The following is a 20,920-nucleotide window of genomic DNA, read 5'->3' as shown; positions in this document are numbered from 1 at the left end:
ACCATCATCATGTTCATGGAACTTTAGGTTATTTAAGTCCAGTTGAGTTCAGAAAACGAGCCCTTAAAAAAGCAGTCTGAATTTGTGTTGACAATCCACACCTCCATCAATACTATCAAAAGAACCTTTATACTGTTACAGCTTGAGAAATCCATTGAGCAGTTAGTTCAGGAGATTCAACAGGAAACTGATGACCGTACTGAATACGTGTAATATCCAAGTGTTCAAACTGCTTTGGGACATGATGATCTTTGTCCAAAGCTCCCCATAATATCTTAATTTTCCTCTTATCCCATGTCTCGGGATTTAACTGAATGGATTTTGATATAGTTAAGCAAGACATGACCGTAGCGTTAGTTTTGCGTATACGGGGGGATTTTAAATCACGGACCACAGAATGAGCGTAATTACTCAATAACTGACTGGATGTTCTGAAGCTATTGGCTTGAAGTAGCTCTTTTTCCAAACGGGCGGGCTCCATATATTTTAGAACGAAACTTGTAATACGTCGAAATCTATATTTAGGTTGGATAGGATGCAGTACTGGCTGCAATAAAATGAGTTGTTTGATCAGTGAGGGCAGCCGTTCCATCACTTGAGCCGCAATCAATCCGCCAAATGAATGCCCCACTAATATAACGGGTCTGTTCAACTCAGTGATCATAGTGGAAATGCTCTCTACATAGCCTTCTAGCACAGAAGGATTATGGTGATAAGGGGTACGCCCAAATCCAGGTAAATCTACGAACCAAGTATTTAAACTGCTTAAAAATTGTGAGAGGGGCAAAAGGGCATCGGCATTGCTGAACGTCCCATGAAGAAAAATAATAGGCGTTTCATTCCTATCTTTCTCTAGCGAAACTAAGTTAGCCCTTCTTCGTTGACTAAAATCTTTCTGCTCATTTTGATTCAGGCCTAAATGATTTAACCGATAATCCAAATCACTAATGATAAAAGGGAGCGTGGACGGAACTACGAATGAATTTCTGCCGTTCCTTTGTTCTATTTCTAATTTACTGTAAACAGGGAATTCCGACTTAACAAGAAAACTCATGGATTCTTTAGGAATACCAAGCATCTTACCAGCACCCATTCTAAGCACAGTTTTCAATAACGGAAGCGGTATAGTTCCTAACGGCTTTGTTGTCTGCAATTCGTGTGCCATGAGTTTGATGAAAGTTCGGATCGACGGACTCCCTTGCTTAGAATCTAAAAGATAGTAGGTATTGCTTGATAACCCTTCTGTATTAGCAAGTTTTGAAATAAACGAAGCCACATGATCAATATGAACCATTGGTAACCAATAATCGTCGCCGCCTGGAACAAGCAACATAAGATTTCGCCTTACGGCATCGACTAAGATACTAAGGCCTCCAATCTGTTCTGTTTTCCCTGAGAAGGAGTCTCCGACGATTACACTAGGATTAACAGTAGATAAGGGAATGCTCATGTTATGAAGAGATTTTCGTATATAAGAGTCGGCTAAAAACTTCATTTTTTCATAAGGCGGTTGATTGTCCAGCAAATGATCTAGATCCAACAATGCATTTTGTTCATGATAGGGACTCATAAAGCCTACGACATGGATAAAATGCTTTAATTCTTTTGCAGTGTGGATATCCTGTGCTAGCCGAGCAAGGGATTTTGCAGGGGCGAGGAAAGACTGCTCAGCTTCACTGAGGTTCAACTCAATATTCATTGGACCTCCTGCATGAATAATTAGATCAGTTGCAAGTAATTGCTTGTAGCTGTCATCACTTAAACCTAATCGAGGCTGCGTTAGATCACCGATAACAGGAACAATGTTGTTCTGTTGATCGGGTGCCAGTTGATTGATGATGGTAAGAAGACGATTTTTTTGACGTACAAGTGCATAAATCTGATGCTGAGAAGCTAACTCAGCGATTAAATGACGTCCAATATAACCAGTTCCGCCGGTCATGAAGATATTCATAATAAAAACACTCCTTTATTATTTTATAGTACTAACCAGTACTAATATATCTAAAAATATTACTTTAGCATGGAAGCTAAAGCAGGAAATAAATTTTTGATCATATTTTGGTTGTTAGAAGCTTGAGCCAAGAAGAGAGCACCCTCAATAGAGGAGACAATCAACATAGCTGTTTGTTTAACGGGCAGCTCTTCCTTTAGTTCTTGTCGTGCAATCCCTTGGGCTAAAATCAATTCAACACCATGCAGCTGTTTTTCAAAAAAACTCTTGATTCTATCTCTAATTTCAACCGCGTCAACAGGCGTCTGTGTATACAGAGTCAGGAAAGGACAACCGCCAAGGTAGTTATTTTGTTCAATAGTATCGCTTAAAATGTGGAGTACCGCTTCTAATTTCTCCTGAACGGTGAGCTCAGTTTGAGACACAATATAATTAATTCGCTGCTCGTAATGTGCTATCAACTGATTAACAATAGCGAGCAGCAGCTCCTCCTTGCTCTTAAAATAATAATAAATGTTCGTTTTTGAAACTTTGCTACGTGCGACTATGTCGTCCATGCTTGTTGCCAGAAAACCTTTAGTAAGAAACAATGTAAAAGCGGATTGCAGAGCAATATCTTTATTACTAAGTGTATTTTTTTTCATATTAGTACTATACAGTACTACAAATGGAGAGTCAAGGGAATGATTGATGAAATTTATTGAACTTATAAATATCATTTCATCTATTTTTATTAAGGAATTTGTCTATTATGGGTACACCCTAATCATTCATTAGTTAGTTTCTAAAAACACTTCGTTTCGATTGTATGATTAGGATGTCTGATAATAGGTTCAAAAATAATAAAGAAAACGTCAATTTGATTATGTTTGGAAATAAAAGTAAAATTACGACTCAAAATTACACGTATCTCGGCATCGCTATCAAGCTAACAAAACTAAATTTCCTTAAAATGAAAAAATACGCTATTCTTTCTGTAGAATCATAGGAAAGGATGGCGTTTTTGATATGAACTTATCGATTTTTGATGAACTAGAATTGTTTTCTAAAGAGTTGCAACGATATATGTCACCTAATGCTTTAGAGCAATTAGCTAAAAATGTAGGATTTGTGAAACGAAAAAGTAAATACCGCGCACAAGATTTAGTGGCTTTATGTATTTGATTAAGTCAAAATATAGCTCACACTTCATTGACACATTTATGCAGTCGATTAGAAGCTAACACAGGCATTGAGTCCAGAAGGACTCAATCAACGCTTTAATTCTCAGGCTGTTCAGTTTTTACAACAACTCTTAGCACATTTACTTCACCAATAATTTTGTTCTTCTAGCAAAATTCCAACTTTGTATACAAACTATTTTCGACGTATCCGCATATTGGATTCTACACATTTTCAGATTCCTGATAAATTCACATCTATATACCAAGGTTCAGGTGGTAGCGGTCAAAATGCTGGCGTAAAAATTCAACTAGAGTATGATTTACTAAGTGGTCAGTTTCTACATGTTCATGTAGGATCAAGGATCAGGAAAGCATAATGATAAAACTTATGCTTCTACTTGTTTAACATCCCTTAAACCGAACGATGTATGCATACGTGATTTAGGATATTTCGATTTAAAAGATTTACATACTATAAGCGAGTGTGGTGCTTATTTTATTTCACGATTAAAGCTTAATACACGTATATATCAGAAGAATAAAGATCCTGAATACTTTCAAAATGGAACCATAAAAAAGCACTCTGAGTACATCCAATTAGATATGGAGCAATTTATTGACACAAATGAAACGTAGACAAAAGGATTTAGCATCTAAAGAACATAAGAAGCAAATTACCTATAAAGAACGCAGTAAGCGGCTTAGTGCAATTAACTTTTACATTACAAATATTCCTTTGGAATATCTGCCAAAAGAACAAGTATACGATTTTTACTCCTTACGATGGCAAATTGAACTTATCTTTAAAACATGGAAATCATTTTTTCGTATTCATCACTGTAATTCTGTAAAATTAGAACGACTAGAATGTCACTTGTATGGACAATTAATTAGCATCCTTCTTTGTTCCTCCACCATGTTTCAAATGCGCCAATTACTCCTCATCAGGAAGAAACGAGAATTAAGCGAATATAAAGCGATTTATATCATAAAAGATTATTTTCCACTTATTTATTAATCTTTGCAAAAAGATATGTGCTATCCTCCAATAATTCCCGCTACCAAACAACCCTATCATCCTTTCTCCAAATTCACTTGCGAATTTTAGACAATGTTTTCGAATCGTGGGATTCTGTAAGCGGTACCAGTCTTGCTACAATGAAGTTGCAACTAAACGATTTTCGTTCGGGGGGAATAAATATGAAAAGGTTTTCTATGTTGCTGTTAGCTTGCATACTGGTTGTCGGGGCGCTTAGTGGTTGTGGAAATAGCGAGTCGGATGCAGCATCATCCAATAAACTCGTCATCTACAGTCCGAATAGCGAAGAGATCATCAAAACCATCATTCCGATGTTCGAAAAGAAAACGGGGATTACGGTTGAGCTTGTAACGGCTGGAACAGGCGAAATTATTAAGCGCTTACAATCGGAAAAGAATAACCCGTACGCAGACGTGATGTTCGGCGGCTCGATGGCAGGTTACCGCGAAAATGCCGACCTCTACGAGCCTTACGTATCGCCGGAAGATCAGTATTTAATTGAAGGCCACCGTAATACGACAGGCTTCGCCACGCCTTACATTTCAGACGGAAGCGTGCTGCTCGTAAATAAGAACCTCATCGGCGATATCAAAATCGAAAGCTATGAAGATTTGCTGAATCCGCAGCTGAAAGGGAAAATTGCATCTGCCGACCCGGCAAGCTCCAGCTCCGCCTTCGCCCAACTCACCAATATGCTGAAAGCGATGGGCGGCGATTATGAGAGTCAAGAAGGCTGGGACTATGTTGCCAAATTGATCATGAACCTGGATGGTAAAGTTGCAAGCGGTTCCGGCGCCGTTCATAAGAGCGTGGCTGACGGTGAATATGTTGTCGGCTTAACATATGAAGATCCGTCCAGCACCTATGTCCGCAACGGTGCACCTGTAGAAGTCGTGTATCCAAAGGAAGGCGCCGTATTCCTGGATGCGGCATCCGCTATTATTAAAGACGCGCCGCACATGGACAATGCCAAGAAGTTCATCGACTTCATTCTGTCCAAAGAAGCGCAAGACGCATTCGGCACGCAGCTGACGAACCGGCCGCTTCGTATCGACACGCAGCTTGGAGACTACATGACGCCGCTTGCCGACATCCACATGATCGATGAAGATACGGACTATGTAAGCGAGCATAAATCCGAAATCATCGAGCAGTATATCAATCTGTTCACAAGCATCAGATAAACGAAAGAACATGTTTAAAGAGGCGGTTTTCAGCACCGAGAAGGTTGCAAGAACTCGAAGCCTATGCTTTCGAAGCGAGTTTTGCTCAGCAAAACTTGTAAGGAGCAGCGGAATGTAGGCAAGACTACATGAGCAGCTCAAATGTTTCCGCAGGAAACATGCTTCGAAAGCATACGCTCTTCGAGAGTGAATGCAAGATTCGATGCCGAACTACTTTCAGTATTACTTCGTGATCAAAAGCGACTAAAAGGTTAGGTGACAACAATGAGCGTGACAATAACAATCAAAGACCTAATAAAAAAATATGGCGATACCACCGTCATTCCTGAGTTGTCCCTGGAGATTAAGAAGGGTGAATTCTTCACCCTTCTTGGTCCTTCGGGATGCGGCAAGACTACACTGCTGCGCATGATTGCCGGCTTCAACAGCATTGAAGGCGGAACGATTAACTTTAACGAGCGGGTCATTAATCAGGTCGAACCGGGCAAGCGGAATATCGGGATGGTCTTCCAGAACTATGCCATCTTCCCTCACCTCACGGTCAAAGGAAATATCGCATTCGGGCTGGAGAATCGAAAGTTATCCAAAGCGGAGATTAGCTCCAAAGTGGATGAAATCTTGAAGGTCGTGCAAATCGAACAATACAAGGACCGCATGCCGAAGAACCTGTCCGGCGGCCAGCAGCAGCGCGTTGCGCTCGCCAGAGCGATCGTTATCCGGCCGGATGTGCTGCTGATGGATGAGCCGCTGTCCAATCTGGATGCGAAGCTGCGGGTCGATATGCGGAACGCGATCAAAGACATTCAACGGGAAGTCGGCATTACCACCGTCTACGTTACGCATGATCAGGAAGAAGCGATGGCCGTATCCGATCGCATTGCGGTAATGAAATCAGGCATCATTCAGCACCTGGGCACGCCTCAAGAAATCTATCAACGTCCTGCGAACGTATTCGTTGCTACCTTCATCGGACGCACGAATATTATCCAAGGAAGCTTGTCGCGAGAAGCAGGCAGCTATCAACTGCATATCGGTTCAAGTTATGCGGAAGAGCTCTCTAACATTCAAGTGCCGGCATCGAATAAGCAAGCCGAGCTTAACGTCCAAATCTCGGTTCGGCCGGAAGAATTCATCATGACCGAGGATCAATCCGGCTTGAAGGCGACCATTGTGCACAGCGTATTCCTCGGACAGAACACGCATTACTTCGTCGATCTGGAATCCGGTCAGCGCGTAGAGATTACGCAGGAATCGAAAACTTCACAAATCCTGGAGCCTGGCCAAATCATTTATTTGAAAGTGAAGACGGATAAAATCAATGTGTACGATGCTACTGGCGAATTGAATTATACAAGGGGCGGTCAGCTATGAAGGGGACGCACAAACGATTTGACGTCTGGACTAACATCTCGTTCCTGATCTTTCTGTTCTATATTCTTTTTCTGGCCCTGCCATTATTTACGATGCTGATCAAGAGCGTGTACAACGGCACGACAGGCGACTTTTCATTCGCTTATTTTGTGAAGTTTTTCAGTAAGCCTTACTATCTAAATGCACTATTCAACAGTATAAAAGTAACCGTCTGTGTAACCGCCCTTGCGGCCATTATTGCAACACCGCTGGCCTATATCATGGCCACCGTTAAGATTAAAGGGAATTCAACCATACGGATTTTAATTCTGATCTCGTCGATGTCGGCCCCATTCATTGGAGCTTACTCCTGGATCTTGCTGCTTGGGAGAAACGGCGTCATTACCCGCTTCGTCAGCAACACATTTGGGATTACGATGCCTGACATATATGGATTTACGGGGATTTTAGTAGTGTTGACTTTGCAAATGGTGCCTCTCATCTTCATGTATGTATCCGGGGCGCTGAAAAATGTCGACCAATCGCTGATGGAAGCTGCCGAGAGCATGGGATATAATGGCTTCAGCAAAATGCGCAAGGTGCTGCTTCCGCTCATTACGCCAACCTTGCTCGCCGGCGGTCTGCTCGTGTTCATGCGGGCGCTTGCCGATTTCGGTACGCCGATGCTGATTGGAGAAGGCTACAAGACCGTTCCTGTCTTAATCTTTAATGAATTCATCAGTGAGGTCGGCGGCGACGACGGCTTTGCAGCCGCAATCAGCGTCATTGTCGTATTGTTCGCAACCGCTATCTTCCTGATGCAAAAATATATCTCCCATCGGAACTCGTTCACGATGAGTGCGTTGCATCCGATTGAAGCCAAGAAGAAAAAAGGAATCGGCAATATTGCGGCACATGCCGTCATCTATCTGTATACGTTTATCGCGCTGTTGCCGCAGCTGTACGTCATCTATACTTCTTTCCAGAAATCGAACGGCCGAATCTTCGTTGACGGATACTCGCTGCAAAGCTATCGGGATGCCTTCAATAATATTGGCAGCGTCATTACGAACACGTTCTTCCTGGCCATCATATCGCTGGTCGTCATTATCCTGCTGGCGATTCTCATCGCTTATGTAACTGTTCGCCGGAAGAATGCGTTGACGAACACACTTGATATTTTCACGATGTTCCCTTATATCGTACCTGGCTCGATTCTCGGGATTGCCTTGTTGATTACATTCAACAATAAGCCGCTGATATTAAGCGGAACCGCACTAATCATGATTATCTCATTCGTCATTCGGCGCCTGCCTTATACGATTCGATCGAGTGCAGCCATTCTGCATCAGATTAGCGACGGGATTGAAGAAGCCGCGATCAGCTTGGGCGCTTCCAAGATGAAAACGTTCTTCAAGATTACGCTGCCGATGATGCTGGCAGGCGTCGTGTCCGGAGCGATATTGAGCTGGATTACGATCATTACCGAATTAAGCACCTCTATCATCTTATATACAGGCAAGACGAAGACCGTTACGGTGGCTATCTATACCGAGGTCATACGCGGGAACTATGGCGTGGCCGCAGCGCTGTCCACGATCCTTACCATCATTACGGTCGTATCGCTGCTTATCTTCCTGAGGCTCTCAGGACAAAAAGAACTCTCGCTCTAAGAGAGGTTAGTTCAAAAAGTCCGCTTTTGATCACGAGGTGATACCGAAAGTAACTCGGCATCGAATCTGAATATGTACATCCAAGTCGGTACCTGCATTAAGGGCCGGCTTGGTTGTATTTGGATGATCAGCTATGAACGGCGAGTCCTTATAATAAGAAGTGAAGGGCTTATCATAGGTGGAGGGGGATGACATGGAACAGAAAAAGATTCGTAACTTCAAAGAGTCAACCCGTCACTTATTTCGACTCTATACGATTATTCCGTTTGTCATTTTAATCGTCTTGTTTTTCATTTTCACCATCATTAATGGAAGAATGAACTTGACGCAAAAAACAACGGAGGCTGCCCAATCCATCAGCCAGTCCATGGCAGAGGTATTTCAACAGTACTACGAAGAAATCAACCGGATGGCCGCCTCGCCTGCTGTGATGAACTATATGACCACCCATTTGGGCAGTGAACATGTGTACTCCGAATTTTATGAATTCAACAGTCACCAGAAGGTGAAGAGTATTTTCCATATCGTCGATACGAATGGCATCTTCCGGGCCAGCACCGAGTCGCCGGATGCACTGTACGCCAGCTTTGCCTTCGGCAATCTCATTAACCGGATTCATCAGAGACCGGATGACACGCTGACCGAGATGAACAGCTTCCGTTACTCGCATGATCGCGATACGAGCTATACGTTCGGCAAAGCCATCGTCAAGGACGAGCAAACGATAGGCTATATCGTCTATCAACTGTATGAGTCCGACATGCAGAAGCTTATTTTTGAACAAAATAATGAAATTGCGATGATCACCGACGAGCATAACACGATCATTGCCACAACCAGCAATGTCACCAAAGGCGTCCTGAACAAATTCAGTCCTAAGCTCGACAATCAAGGACATGTTCTGCTGCACGGCGGCAAGTACTATATGTATTCCAAACGGATACCAGACACGCCCATTCAAGTGCTCACGCTCAACTCCTACAAATCCGAGCATTACACCTACTATACGGTGTCTGTCTTTGTCCTTGCGGCCAGCCTGCTGTTATGGGTGATCATTCATTTCTTGTCGAACAAAATGTCTGCCCGCAATTCCGAGTCGATCGAGAAATTAATTCTGGCTTTGGCGCAGCTGCGCGAGGGGAACTTCAATGGCTATGTCGATATCCAGACGAATGACGAGTTCGAAATTCTCGGCGATGAGTATAACGCGATGCTGGATCGGTTAAAGGATTTGATGGAGAAAAATAAAGAGCTGTCCGAGCTCCGCACCATTATTGAAGTGAAGCAGCTGCAATCCCAATTCCATCCGCATTTTATATTCAACGTCCTGGAGACGTTGCGCTATGCGATTAAGATTGACGCCAAGCAAGCGCAGGAAATCGTTATGCTGCTATCCAGATTGCTTCGATACAGCATCGGACCTGATCGCAGCGTCCAGCTGAAGGATGATATGAATTATGTGCGGGATTATTTGAAGCTGCAGCAGATTCGGTTCAATGAACGGCTGGAGTACCGAATCTCCGTAGCGGAGGAAGCCCAGGATGTATATGTCCCCAAGCTTGTGCTTCAGCCCATCATTGAAAACGCTATCAAATATGGCTATCGGAACCAAACCAATGTGCTCATTGACATTCGGATCTACCCTTCTGCCGGCAAGCTGATGCTGGAGGTCTGCGACAACGGTCAAGGCATGGATGAAGAGACCCTGCAGAAGGTAAATCAACTCCTGCAAAGCCAAAATAACACGACGCAGCATATCGGGCTGTATAACGTTCATCGCCGTCTGGTGCTTCTCTATGGCGATGACTCCGGCATCCACATCGACAGCAGGCAAGGAAAAGGCACCTGTGTGACGCTGACAATTCCTTACGAATGGAGGGACAATGATGTTTAAAGTTCTGCTGGTTGAAGATGAAGATATGATCCGCAGGGGAATACGCTTCAGCATTGATTGGCTGGAATACGATTGTATCGTGATTGAAGAAGCGCTTAACGGACAGGACGGCTATGACAAGATCTGTGAGCTTGAGCCGGATATTGTCATTACGGATATCAACATGCCGATTATGGATGGCATTGCCATGATTCGGGAAGGACTGCAGAAGCATACCTTTAGCAGCATTATCATTTCCGGCTATAATGAATTTCATCTCGCCAAGCAAGCCTTACAATTAGGCGTGACCGAGTTCCTCGTGAAGCCATTAGAGGATGACCAATTGATTGCAGCGCTGGAATCTGCCAAAGCAAAAGTCGATCTTCTGCGCAAATACGAAGTCATTTCCAATCATCCGCAAGAAACCGAAGAGATTCTGCACAGCAAATTTTTGGAGAAAGAAACGAAGACATCGAAGTATGTATCCCAAATGATCGCCTATGTACAGGAGAACTATGCGAAAAAAATCAGCATTCATGACCTCGTGGACCAGCTTGACTTAAGCGCCTATTACTTGAATCAGAAATTCAAGGCAGAGACAAGCTACACGTTCAATGAGTTCCTCAACCGCTATCGTATCCACAAGTCGATGGAGTTATTGAAATCTGGCGATAACAAAGTCTATACGATCGCGCAGGATATCGGATTTAGCGATTACAAGTACTTTATCAGCATTTTCAAAAAGTACGCCCACGTCACGCCAAGCCAGTATCAAGAATATTTCAGAGATAAGAACGCGTAACATCGCAACTCATGCAGAGAACACCTCTTCCTGCCAGGCGGCTAGTGCTTGACGCTTCCGCTTTAGGTAATGAAGAGGTGTTTTTCTACTACGCGAATTTGCTTTATTTCATCGCGGCCCAGCTCTTGTATTCATGAATCGCAAAGCCGGCATAGCTTGAATGTCGAGTCAGCTTTTGATGAGCGGCTTGCAGCTCTTTTTCCATCGCTTCGATACTCTTGGCATAGAATGATGTCCGATCGCTCTCCATGTTTTTAGCGGTCTCCACGGCAACGATGACTTGCTTGTTCAACGTCGCTGCTTCTCTCATCATCGCGTTTGCGTTTTCCACAATCCCATTCTTGCCTAAGGCAAAATTGCGGTAATCCATAATCACCAGGCAATCGAACTTCTCCAATAACCATGCGCTGAAGCTGTATTCCGTGCCGGGAACCTTTACGGTATTCAGCCAAAAAGGAACATCCAACGTAATTTTCATGCCGCTCCCTTTGGCTTCCTGCTCAATCAGCCGCATATTGTCCATCCAGCTTGCCAGGATCGCCTTATTGTCGGTCTTCCATTCCGGCAGCAGATAAGGTTCAATATCAAAGTGCAGACCGTCAAACCTCTCTTCGGGTTTAACGGTGGCATTATAGTTTTGGACCCATGCAATAAACTTCTTGATTTGATCCTGCTCTGACTTGGAGGCCCAATCGGGACGACCCGCCAGGGCTTCCACGTTAATACGCTTCTCTGTGGCGCTGCGAATGAAGTCTTGATATATCGTCGGAGCGATATCGGCATCAATCTGAAGATACACGGAGGTCACATGATTATCGCTTGCAAAGTTGATCAGCTTGTCCGGATCCCTCTCGATGATGCGGCTATCCCAGATCCACGTGCCCTTCGGAACATTATGTACAGAAGTGGTGATGATGACCTGATTGCGCTCCGAATTCCAATCTACATCCGCATGAAAGACTTCGCTGATGAAGCGAAGCGGAACCATCGTGCGGCCGTTTTGGACCGTCGCTCCCCCGCCGAAGGTTACCGTGTTACCATTCACCTGCGCATGATTGTCTCCAATCCCCAAAGTGACGGTGTCATTTTTATACGAAAAAGTGATTTGCTTCAATGCCTCGTTCCACTTTACGTTTGCGCCCAGCTTTTCGGATACGAATTTGGCAGGAACCATCGAGCGGTTGGATTTCTTATCCACATACGGAGGTTCATCCGGGAACGCCACATCATGCCCGTCCACGGTGACTCGGATCGGGGAAGCACTCACATTGGGGAGACCGATTCCGATACTTAAAACGATTGCTAACATGCCAAAAAACAATTTTCTCAAACAACTCATATGATCCTACCTCAACTTCTCCGATCGGTTCGGATTTCTTCTCTGTAACATTGAATGAATGTCGCATAAAGGGATTATATAATATGCAGCACTTGTCAGAATATCCACCCTATGAACCAAGTTGTTCAATTTTGTAAAGCAGGATGCCCGTACTGTAGTAAGAGAACGGGTCAGCCCCCTGGAATACACAAAAACCCCCTCCGGTCTGCAGTTTGGAATTCATCACAATATGAACTCCTTTTCACTGTTACCGTATGGGGGAGGTCCTCAGTTGTCATCAGAGTGGAAGATCGTCTGCTAAAACCTGCTCACAGTATGATCATGCCTTCCTTTGCCTTCTTATTCATAGTATCCTTCCGTTGATTTGCGGAGCTCCTTGAATTGATTCGCATCGTGTCCGAACCACACTTGGGATTTCGTTCGGGCGGCAAGAGTGCGGATCCTTTCCACCGTATTCCGGTACCCGATCGAATCGTATATAATGCCCGGGGGCCTGACCGGAGGGCCGTAGCTCTCCGCCGTATAGATGGTATCGGAAGCGAGGATGATCCCGCCCGTTTCCGGCATTTCGATACGCAAGCCCAGCATGCCCCAAGCATGGCCGCTTCCGAAGTTCAGCAGGGTAATGCCTTCGGCCAGCTCCAACTCATCCTCGGTGCGCTTAATCGTTTTCCATTGCAAATGATTTTTGATCCAGGCATCGATGTCCGCCCATATGTAGGATCCTAATTTTTTGTTACGGGCATAAGATTGCAGCGCGCCATTCAGCTCATCCTCGTGAACGATAATCGTCGCGTTCGTGAACAGTTCCAAGCATCCGGCATGATCGAGATGCAAATGGGAGGCAACGACATACTTGATGTCCCGAGGCGAGACATTCAACTGCTCCAGCCGGTTATGCAGATAACATTCCTCACTTGCTGCCCAAGGGAACGCAAGCTGCATCATTTCGGGCCATCGCCCTTCCTTGCCCATCCCGTTCGGATTGCAGGCCGTATCGAACAAAATCTTCCCTTCCGGGTGATCGATCAATACGGTATAGACCGGAACTTCCACGAACTCCGCCGCCGCATTCGGATTCAGAATCGTAGCCGGATTATGCATGCCGATCAACCAGTTTTTGTCCATGTTCATGCGGCCGTTATCCATGACATACAGCTTCGGACGGGCTTTCATCACATTCGTCATGTTCATTTCCTCCCATGTATAATGTAGGACCCAGGTACACTTCGATTCTATGTTCCAGAATGGAAACTTATAAACTAAACTTGAGACATGACAAAAAAGCATAATAACGTCCATTTACCTTTAGGACATCATTATGCTTGGGCTTTGACCGGATAACTTGAACATCTGCAGCAATCATTGGACGGTACTCCCGTCATATGCATTGCCGCCTCTTACAGATCTGCATCTTTGATGAAAATAATCTTGACTCCAATAATTTGATTCTGTTCATTGGCAGCATAATACGCCGCATAACCCCCATCCCCGAAGCCAGAATGCGAGACTGCGCCACCTTCCATGACACCGGCTTCCTCATCGCTTTCCGTAATGTCGCAGCAGGTTAAATACCAGGCGCTATCCGTATCGGAATCCGTCCCTTGCGCTTCGGAATCCGGAATTCGATACTTGCTGACATCAAAGATGCCCGCTTGACCGCTGTCCACGCCGACAATGAAATTACATCTTACCCATTCGGGTTCATCTGGCTTATCGGCAACCGAACTGTGGAGCGCTATGAGCTTAGCACAAGCTTCGCCCCAATCCCGAACCTCTGTTTTATATACCTGAGCGGCCCACGTACCGTTGCGTACATTGTCCAGCACACCCATGATTATCGTATTCTCATTCAATTCGTAGCAAGGATCGGACACAACCACTTTACCGGATGTAATCTCAAATTGGCCCAATGGAATCATCATGATTCTGGCTCCCTTCTTTTTAAAACACGCCCATTGAAAAAAACTCCTTTACAAACTGCACCATTTCCCTAGACACGTCTATCCGGCAGGCGAAATCCGCAAAACTGCACGATTTCTCCAGACACGCCTATTCGGTAAGCGAAATCCTGCGTAAATACAGCAATTCGATATGGACGGCTTTACCAGAAAGGGAATCCTGCAAAACTGCAGGAATTTCACCCGTTTCGCTTCGGCTTGAAGCAAAAGGGCCTTAAATGATGTAGATTTGCAGCAATTCCTCGGGATGTGGACTCAGTGAGCCGAAATTCCTGTAAAATAGCAGCAATTCCCTCTACATGTGCAAGCCCCAGGAGGCAACGATGCCTCCAGAAGGCAATGGTGCTTCCTGAAGGCAATTATGCCCCCCTGAAGGCGAGGATGCCCCCAGGATCCGACGCGGTCTCTTGGATCCCGTAAAAACAGCCGTTGAGAAGTATATATGAATTTTCGCCACTTCATTTTTTATATAGTGGAGCTCGTCTCTCAGTAGAAAAAATTCTGAGTGCCAAGTTCTAATTGTGTAAATGGACATCTCCACCCCTTCGTAAAAAACAGGGGTTTTCCAACGGCATGGTTACTGGAGGTCAGTGCTGCATCTTGCTCGGTGATATGATCAATCAATCGCTTTAATTCTTTACGATTTACGCCCACAGAGAGCACCGCTTTTCCCTCATAAATCCATTATAACACGCCATAAGCCAGGTCATTTACCATCATTATGTCCATATTCGATGGATGATGGGCGCATCCTGTTCGAAGATTAGATGATATACATCCGGATTGGACAAGGATTCCCACTCCTTGAAGCCGAACCGATCGTCGAAATGCTTCAGCAGCAGTGATATCAGGTTGCCGTGCGATACGATGACGACGTTGTTGTATCCGCTCTCCAGCGCTTCCGCGATTACGCTGCTGGCACGCTTCATCGCCGTATTGCTCGACTCCCCGCCCTCATAACATAAATCTAAATCATCGTATGTCTTCCGAAGCATATCGCGCCAATCGGGATGATTGCTGCCTGACAGCACCCTCTCCGTCAATCTGTCATCCAGAGCGATGGCCATGCCAAGTTGATCGGCGAAGGGCGCTATGGTCCGATAGGCTCTCTCATAAGGACTTGAAATGATATGTTCGATATGTTTGTCCGTCAAAAATTCCGCAAGCTTGTCCGCTTGCTCTACACCGACTGCGGTTAACTGCGCGCCCGGAGCTTGCCCTTCCGCCTGGCAATGCCGCACAACATATACATTTTTCATGAACAATATCCTCCTTATAAGACAATGTGGGTGTTCAGTCATTGGCAGCTTCCGGCTCGGGAAATCCATGTGGAATGGCAGGCGTACGGCCCCTCCGATTCTTTGCAAATGATTATGATAGCATATAGTTCCTGGACTTGGAAGATGCGAGACTCGCCTCATCCTAGAAACCCGATGCATGATCACAGAAAATTCAAAACATTGTGAAAAGAATCACTATGCATGGGGACGATATTATATTAAAATGAAGTGTACTTAACATCATAGAAAAACGGGGGTTGTTATCATGAAAAAGAAAGCAGCAGCAACGCTGATTCTCGTTCTCTCTTTCATGCTCGTGATCGCGGGATGCGGTAGCGGCGGGAACCAGAATCAAAACGAGAGTCAGGGCAATGAAAAACCGGCGGAGTCCCAAGAAACGGAAGCCGTGTCGGGTGCTTCTCAAGCCAACTATACACCTATCGATCAATTACAAGATAAATATGACATCATCATTGTCGGTGCAGGCGGCGCCGGAATGTCTGCCGCGCTTGAAGCCAAAGAAAAAGGCATGAACCCGGTTATTTTCGAAAAAATGCCGATTGCCGGCGGCAATACGATGAAATCATCCTCCGGCATGAATGCTTCCCAGACCAAGTTCCAAAAAGAGCAAGGCATTGAGGATAACAATGATCTATTTTACGAAGAGACATTAAAAGGCGGTCATGGCACGAACGACAAAGAGATGCTTCGTTTCTTCGTTGACAATTCCGCAAGTGCCATCGAATGGCTTGATTCCATCGGAATTCGCTTGAACAATATCACGATTACGGGCGGTATGAACGAGAAGCGCACCCACCGTCCTGAAGACGGCTCCGCAGTGGGTCAATATCTCGTCAACGGCTTGGTGAAAAATGTTCAAGAGAAAGAAATTCCTCTTTTCGTCAATGCGAATGTAACGGAAATTACGGAGAAGGACGGCAAAGTAAACGGCGTTAAGGTCCTCTTCAACAACAACGATGAGAAAACAGTTGCCGCAGATGCTGTCGTTGTGACAAGCGGCGGTTATGGCGCTAACATGGATATGATTGCCGAGGTTCGCTCCGATCTGAAAGGTCTTGTGACAACCAACCAAGAAGGCAGCACCGGCGACGGCATTAAGATGATTGAAAAACTCGGCGGTGTAACGGTAGATATGGATCAAATCCAGGTTCACCCTACGGTACAGCAGGACAACTCCTATCTCATCGGGGAAGCGGTCCGCGGTGAAGGCGCGATCCTGGTGTCTAGCGAGGGCAAGCGGTTCACCAACGAACTGGACACGCGTGACAATGTCACGGCGGCAATCAATAAGCTGCCTGAGAAATCGGCTTATCTTGTATTGGATTCCGGCGTGAAATCCCGCGCTAAAGCGATTGAGCAGTATGAAAAAATGGGCTTTGTCATTCAAGGCGATACACTCGAGGCTTTAGCTCAAGAAATTGGTGTTCCGGCAGATCAGCTAACAGCTACGCTGGATACATGGAACAACGCAGTGAAAAATAAAGAGGATGCCGAATTCGGCAGAACAACGGCGATGGACAACGACTTGTCCGGCGCGCCATACTATGCAATCAAAATCGCCCCTGGAATTCACTACACCATGGGCGGCGTGAAAATCAATACGAATACCGAAGTGTTAAATAAAGACGGCCAGCCTATTCCTGGCTTGTTCGCAGCAGGCGAGCTTACAGGCGGCCTCCACGGTCAAAACCGTATCGGCGGCAACTCCGTTTCCGAGATCATCATCTTCGGCCGCCAAGCCGGCATTAAATCGGCTGAATTCGTACAAGCACAATAAGATAACAGCTTCCATTTTCTCTCAGCTAACAACGAACGCTTGGGCCATCATAGCCCAAGCGTTTGTTTTATTTCCCTAGTTGTTACTTGTATGGTATCATCGCTTCTACACGAGCATCCCGGCAATCGCCGCGCTCATCAGATTAGCCAAGGTTGCGGCAATGACCGCACGGAAGCCCATCTCGGCAAGATCCTGTCTTCGAGAAGGCGCAATCCCGCCCAGGCCGCCAATAAGGAGCGCAATCGCAGCCAGATTGGCGAAGCCGCACAGCGCGAAGCTGATGATGACGACGCTTTTGGGCGACAACTGAGCAATCTCAGGCGCAAACGAAGTGTATGCTACAAATTCGTTCAGCACGAATTTTTGACCGATGAAGGAACCTGCCTGCAGCGCTTCACCCCATGGAACACCGATCAGGAAGGCAATCGGCGCGAACAGGTAGCCTAGAATTTGCTCGAGCGTCAGCGCTTCGATTCCGAACACGCCGCCAACCCAGCCAATAATCATGTTCACCAAGAAAATAAGCGATATGAATGCCAGCAGCATCGCGCCTACGCCGGCAGCGATCTTGAGCCCGTCCGAAGCTCCGCGAGCCGCGGCATCGATGACATTTCGGGACTCTGTATCCTTCACCATCTCGACGCGTTCCGCTCTGAGCTGATGATCGGTTTCCGGCATAATAATTTTGGCCAGCAGCAAGCCGCCCGGCGCTCCCATGAATGCCGCTGCAAGCAAATATTCAATCGGAACGCCAAGCATCGCGTATCCGCCTAGAACAGAACCGGAGACGCACGCCAGTCCGCCGACCATAATCGCGAACAACTCCGACTTGGTCATTTTCTCAATATAAGGCTTCACCACAAGCGGCGCTTCGGTCGGTCCCAGGAAAATATTAGCAGCCGCCGACATCGATTCCGTTTCGCTCGTTTTGAGCACCTTCGCCAGAAATCCGCCAATGATTTTCGTTGCCCACTGCATAATGCCGAGATAGTACAGAACCGCGATCAAGGAACAGAAGAAGATGATAATCGGCAATACCTGCAAGGCGAACGTAAAGCCCGCCTTTTCCGCACCCAGTATCCCGCCGAACAAGAACTGAATGCCCGCATTCGTCGAATCGATGATGCTCTGCACGACCGCAGCCAAGTAGTTGAGCATCTTTTTGCCGAATTCCCACTTCAATACGATCAATGCAAAAATGAATTGAATCGCAAACGCGCCAATCACCGTTCTCGGATGAATCGCTTTGCGATTTTTCGAAAACGCAAATGCTATCAAAAAAATGCCTAAGATTCCTAGAAGTCCCCAAATGTATTGCATATATCTATCCTTTCTTCATCGTGTCAATGACCAAGAATGTAAAAGCGAAAGGGGCAAACGGCCGCTCTTCATATTAGTGCTTCCTTAAATACAAATGCGGCCATTTGCAGTTACTAGCATTAGTTAATAGACTTCAACACGTCCAACAGCATGTCTTTAAAAGCATCTCGATCAATCGCTTCACAGACGCGGACATTGCGCGTGCGTTCCAGACGATTGTTAATATCGACAAGGCTGTAGCCTCTTGTCAGCTCACCGACGGTTTCCACATCGACGTGATACAGATTGGACTTCGTCATGATCTTCTCGTCTGCCGCTACGGCTGCGAGCAGCGTATCCGGATGCGTCGTGCCGTTCAGTCGATGAACCGTTTTATTGAATCTCATCACGACCTTATTGACGTCCTTGAAAAACTTCGCGCCCTTCGTTCCCAGCGCTTCAATCTCTTCATGGTCGTTATCGTCCATAATGGAGTATTGCGTGCACATTTCCCAACCGACCATCGTGATGGGAATTCCCGAATGAAGCACGATTTTGGCCGCTTCCGGATCAACGTAGAAATTGTACTCCGCACTCGGCGTAATATTTCCAAGCGCATTGTTCGTTCCGCCCATAATATAAAGATGCGGAATTTTCGGCACAATGGCCGGGTCCTTCTTAATCGCCATCGCAATATTCGTTAACGGCGCAATCGCGAGAAGATGGATTTCTCCTGGATTGTTGTGAATGGCATCAATCAGGAAATCGACAGCATGCCCTTTTTCGGGAGACTGAACCGCTTTTTCGAAAAACGAATCCCCCATTCCATCCTTGCCGTGCACGTCCTCGACCGTACGATGCTCTTTGTGGCCAAGCCCCATGATTGGGCGCTCATGCCCTTTGTAGACAGGAACTTGCCCGCTTTTTCCCGCGACTTGCACGGTGTAGAGCGCATTTTCCACCTGCTGATCGAACTGGACATTGCCGCCGGTAATCATAATGCCTTCGACTTGAAAATAGTGAAGCGCGGTTAAAATGGCAAACGTATCGTCGCCGGCCGTATCGGTATCAATAATGACTCGCTTTTTCTCGGACATTACAAAACCCTCTCCATTGCTTTTTTCGCTAATTCGGTAATGTAATCAAAGAATGCGTCACGATTTACGTCATAGACGACATGCACCGGGCGTCCGTCCGCCGTCTCAACCGTACGGCCTTGGCTTGCGCCCTCGGTAATCACGATGCTGTTAATCGTCTGCACCTTCACCAGATCGCTCTTGCCAACGAACGCAGTCGTTAAGACATCCCACAGATAGTAAGTCGAGTTCGTCGAGAAGTGAACAAGAGGCGGCACCATCGCATAGCATTGGCCCAGGAAATCCACGCCGACATGCTTGCGTTCCGCAGCCCAGCGCTCACGAACATCGAGTGTCAACGGTACTTGATTCGTGCTTTCCAATGCCACCAGATCAATCTCCATCCCGCTGGCCCATACGCGCGCAGCCGCTTCCGGATCCCAGAATACGTTCCACTCCGCCGTTCCGTCATGCTCAGGCTCATGCACGTTGCCTGCTTCACGGAAGGTGCCGCCCATCCATACCAGGCGTTCTACCTTTTCTTCAATCGTCGGATCGATATCTAATGCGCGAGCAAGGTCAGTAAGCGGACCTGTGAACAGCAGGGTCGTCTTGCCTTCCGTTGCGCGCAGCGTGTCTATAATATGAAGATGTGCCGGCTTGTCCGCTACAGGAGTCACCACTTTACCGGATTCGTTGAGAAGCGGCAGGGCGTCAACATAGAACGCATGCATGCGCCAGTCCTTCGGGAACGGATTCTTCCCGCGGGAATTCGATGGGGCTACATCTACACCGCCGTTGCCGAACCGATCGATGATTTTACGGCTGGCAAACATCGCCGGTTCCAAGTAACAATCCGCCGGAATGACCGACACGCCCGTCAGCTCCACATTATCCATATGCAGTAACAAAAATAACGAAATTAAATCATCAACGCCGCCATCATGGTTAAAATAAATGTTCTTCTTCATCTTATCTCCATTCCCATTCCCATACATCAACACGTCATTTGCAGTAAATGTAAGCTTTGTATTAATGTATTAGACGTTGTAAAACCGAACAAAAATATTAAATGAACAATTATTATTCGGATTCCATTAAAAATAATACTAAAATTTCTCTGAAAAAT

General features: G+C 46.0%; 15 protein-coding genes and 1 pseudogene. 7 read left to right on the top strand and 9 right to left on the bottom strand.

All coding sequences use genetic code 11. The annotated features are described in order from the left end of the window. Positions 1-127: 127 nt before the first annotated feature. Both FLT43_RS21325 and FLT43_RS21320 read right to left on the bottom strand, forming a co-directional pair. Positions 128-1,954, bottom strand: a complete 1,827-nt coding sequence (locus FLT43_RS21325) for an alpha/beta fold hydrolase (protein ID WP_087443106.1) — start codon at positions 1,952-1,954, stop codon at positions 128-130. Positions 1,955-2,013: 59 nt separating this feature from the next. Continuing rightward, positions 2,014-2,598, bottom strand: a complete 585-nt coding sequence (locus FLT43_RS21320) for a TetR/AcrR family transcriptional regulator (RefSeq protein WP_164776231.1) — start codon at positions 2,596-2,598, stop codon at positions 2,014-2,016. A 364-nt stretch (positions 2,599-2,962) separates the two neighbouring features. Here FLT43_RS21320 and FLT43_RS21315 point away from each other — a divergent pair. The 6 genes and pseudogenes from FLT43_RS21315 to FLT43_RS21290 form a co-directional block, all read left to right on the top strand. Then, a pseudogene (locus FLT43_RS21315) lies at positions 2,963-4,132 on the top strand (IS4 family transposase); the annotation flags it as partial. A 185-nt stretch (positions 4,133-4,317) separates the two neighbouring features. Further along, entirely contained in the window at positions 4,318-5,340 is a 1,023-nt protein-coding gene (locus tag FLT43_RS21310; RefSeq protein ID WP_087443105.1) for an ABC transporter substrate-binding protein, read from the top strand. Between the two features lie 264 nt (positions 5,341-5,604). Further along, complete coding sequence (locus tag FLT43_RS21305; RefSeq protein WP_087443104.1) at positions 5,605-6,711, top strand: ABC transporter ATP-binding protein; 1,107 nt, start codon at positions 5,605-5,607, stop codon at positions 6,709-6,711. Beyond that, on the top strand, positions 6,708-8,363 hold the full coding sequence (locus tag FLT43_RS21300) for an ABC transporter permease (protein ID WP_087443103.1): 1,656 nt from the start codon (positions 6,708-6,710) through the stop codon (positions 8,361-8,363). Before FLT43_RS21305 ends, FLT43_RS21300 begins: the two co-directional genes overlap by 4 nt. 193 nt (positions 8,364-8,556) lie before the next feature. After that, complete coding sequence (locus FLT43_RS21295; protein ID WP_087443102.1) at positions 8,557-10,257, top strand: sensor histidine kinase; 1,701 nt, start codon at positions 8,557-8,559, stop codon at positions 10,255-10,257. Next, complete coding sequence (locus FLT43_RS21290) at positions 10,250-11,038, top strand: response regulator transcription factor (RefSeq protein ID WP_087443101.1); 789 nt, start codon at positions 10,250-10,252, stop codon at positions 11,036-11,038. Before FLT43_RS21295 ends, FLT43_RS21290 begins: the two co-directional genes overlap by 8 nt. 103 nt (positions 11,039-11,141) lie before the next feature. Here FLT43_RS21290 and FLT43_RS21285 read toward each other — a convergent pair whose 3' ends face one another. The 4 genes from FLT43_RS21285 to FLT43_RS21265 form a co-directional block, all read right to left on the bottom strand. Further along, positions 11,142-12,347 (bottom strand): copper amine oxidase N-terminal domain-containing protein, encoded by a 1,206-nt coding sequence (locus FLT43_RS21285; RefSeq protein ID WP_244194238.1) that lies wholly within the window; start codon positions 12,345-12,347, stop codon positions 11,142-11,144. Positions 12,348-12,716: 369 nt separating this feature from the next. Next, positions 12,717-13,565 (bottom strand): AhlS family quorum-quenching N-acyl homoserine lactonase, encoded by an 849-nt coding sequence (gene ahlS, locus FLT43_RS21280; protein ID WP_087443099.1) that lies wholly within the window; start codon positions 13,563-13,565, stop codon positions 12,717-12,719. A 212-nt stretch (positions 13,566-13,777) separates the two neighbouring features. Then, on the bottom strand, positions 13,778-14,302 hold the full coding sequence (locus FLT43_RS21275) for a DUF4241 domain-containing protein (protein WP_087443098.1): 525 nt from the start codon (positions 14,300-14,302) through the stop codon (positions 13,778-13,780). Positions 14,303-15,057: 755 nt separating this feature from the next. Beyond that, positions 15,058-15,597, bottom strand: coding sequence for a histidine phosphatase family protein (locus FLT43_RS21265; RefSeq protein WP_087443097.1), 540 nt, complete (start codon positions 15,595-15,597; stop codon positions 15,058-15,060). 286 nt (positions 15,598-15,883) lie between these two features. Between FLT43_RS21265 and FLT43_RS21260 the strand changes: the two genes are divergently transcribed. Next, a complete protein-coding gene (locus tag FLT43_RS21260) occupies positions 15,884-17,416 on the top strand; it encodes a flavocytochrome c (RefSeq protein ID WP_087443096.1) in 1,533 nt (510 codons plus the stop codon). A gap of 105 nt (positions 17,417-17,521) precedes the next feature. Here FLT43_RS21260 and FLT43_RS21255 read toward each other — a convergent pair whose 3' ends face one another. From FLT43_RS21255 to FLT43_RS21245, 3 genes are all read right to left on the bottom strand, one after another. Beyond that, the gene (locus FLT43_RS21255) at positions 17,522-18,736 is read right to left on the bottom strand and encodes a NupC/NupG family nucleoside CNT transporter (RefSeq protein ID WP_087443095.1); all 1,215 of its coding nucleotides are present in this window, start codon (positions 18,734-18,736) and stop codon (positions 17,522-17,524) included. 119 nt (positions 18,737-18,855) lie between these two features. After that, complete coding sequence (locus FLT43_RS21250) at positions 18,856-19,812, bottom strand: nucleoside hydrolase (RefSeq protein ID WP_087443094.1); 957 nt, start codon at positions 19,810-19,812, stop codon at positions 18,856-18,858. Continuing rightward, entirely contained in the window at positions 19,812-20,762 is a 951-nt protein-coding gene (locus FLT43_RS21245) for a nucleoside hydrolase (protein WP_087443093.1), read from the bottom strand. Before FLT43_RS21245 ends, FLT43_RS21250 begins: the two co-directional genes overlap by 1 nt. Between the last annotated feature and the right edge of the window lie 158 nt (positions 20,763-20,920).

The organism is Paenibacillus thiaminolyticus, from assembly GCF_007066085.1.
GTDB classification, from domain to species: Bacteria; Bacillota; Bacilli; order Paenibacillales; family Paenibacillaceae; genus Paenibacillus_B; species Paenibacillus_B thiaminolyticus.
Note: the sequence above shows the minus strand (reverse complement) of the source record. Positions and strands in the feature narration are given on the sequence as shown.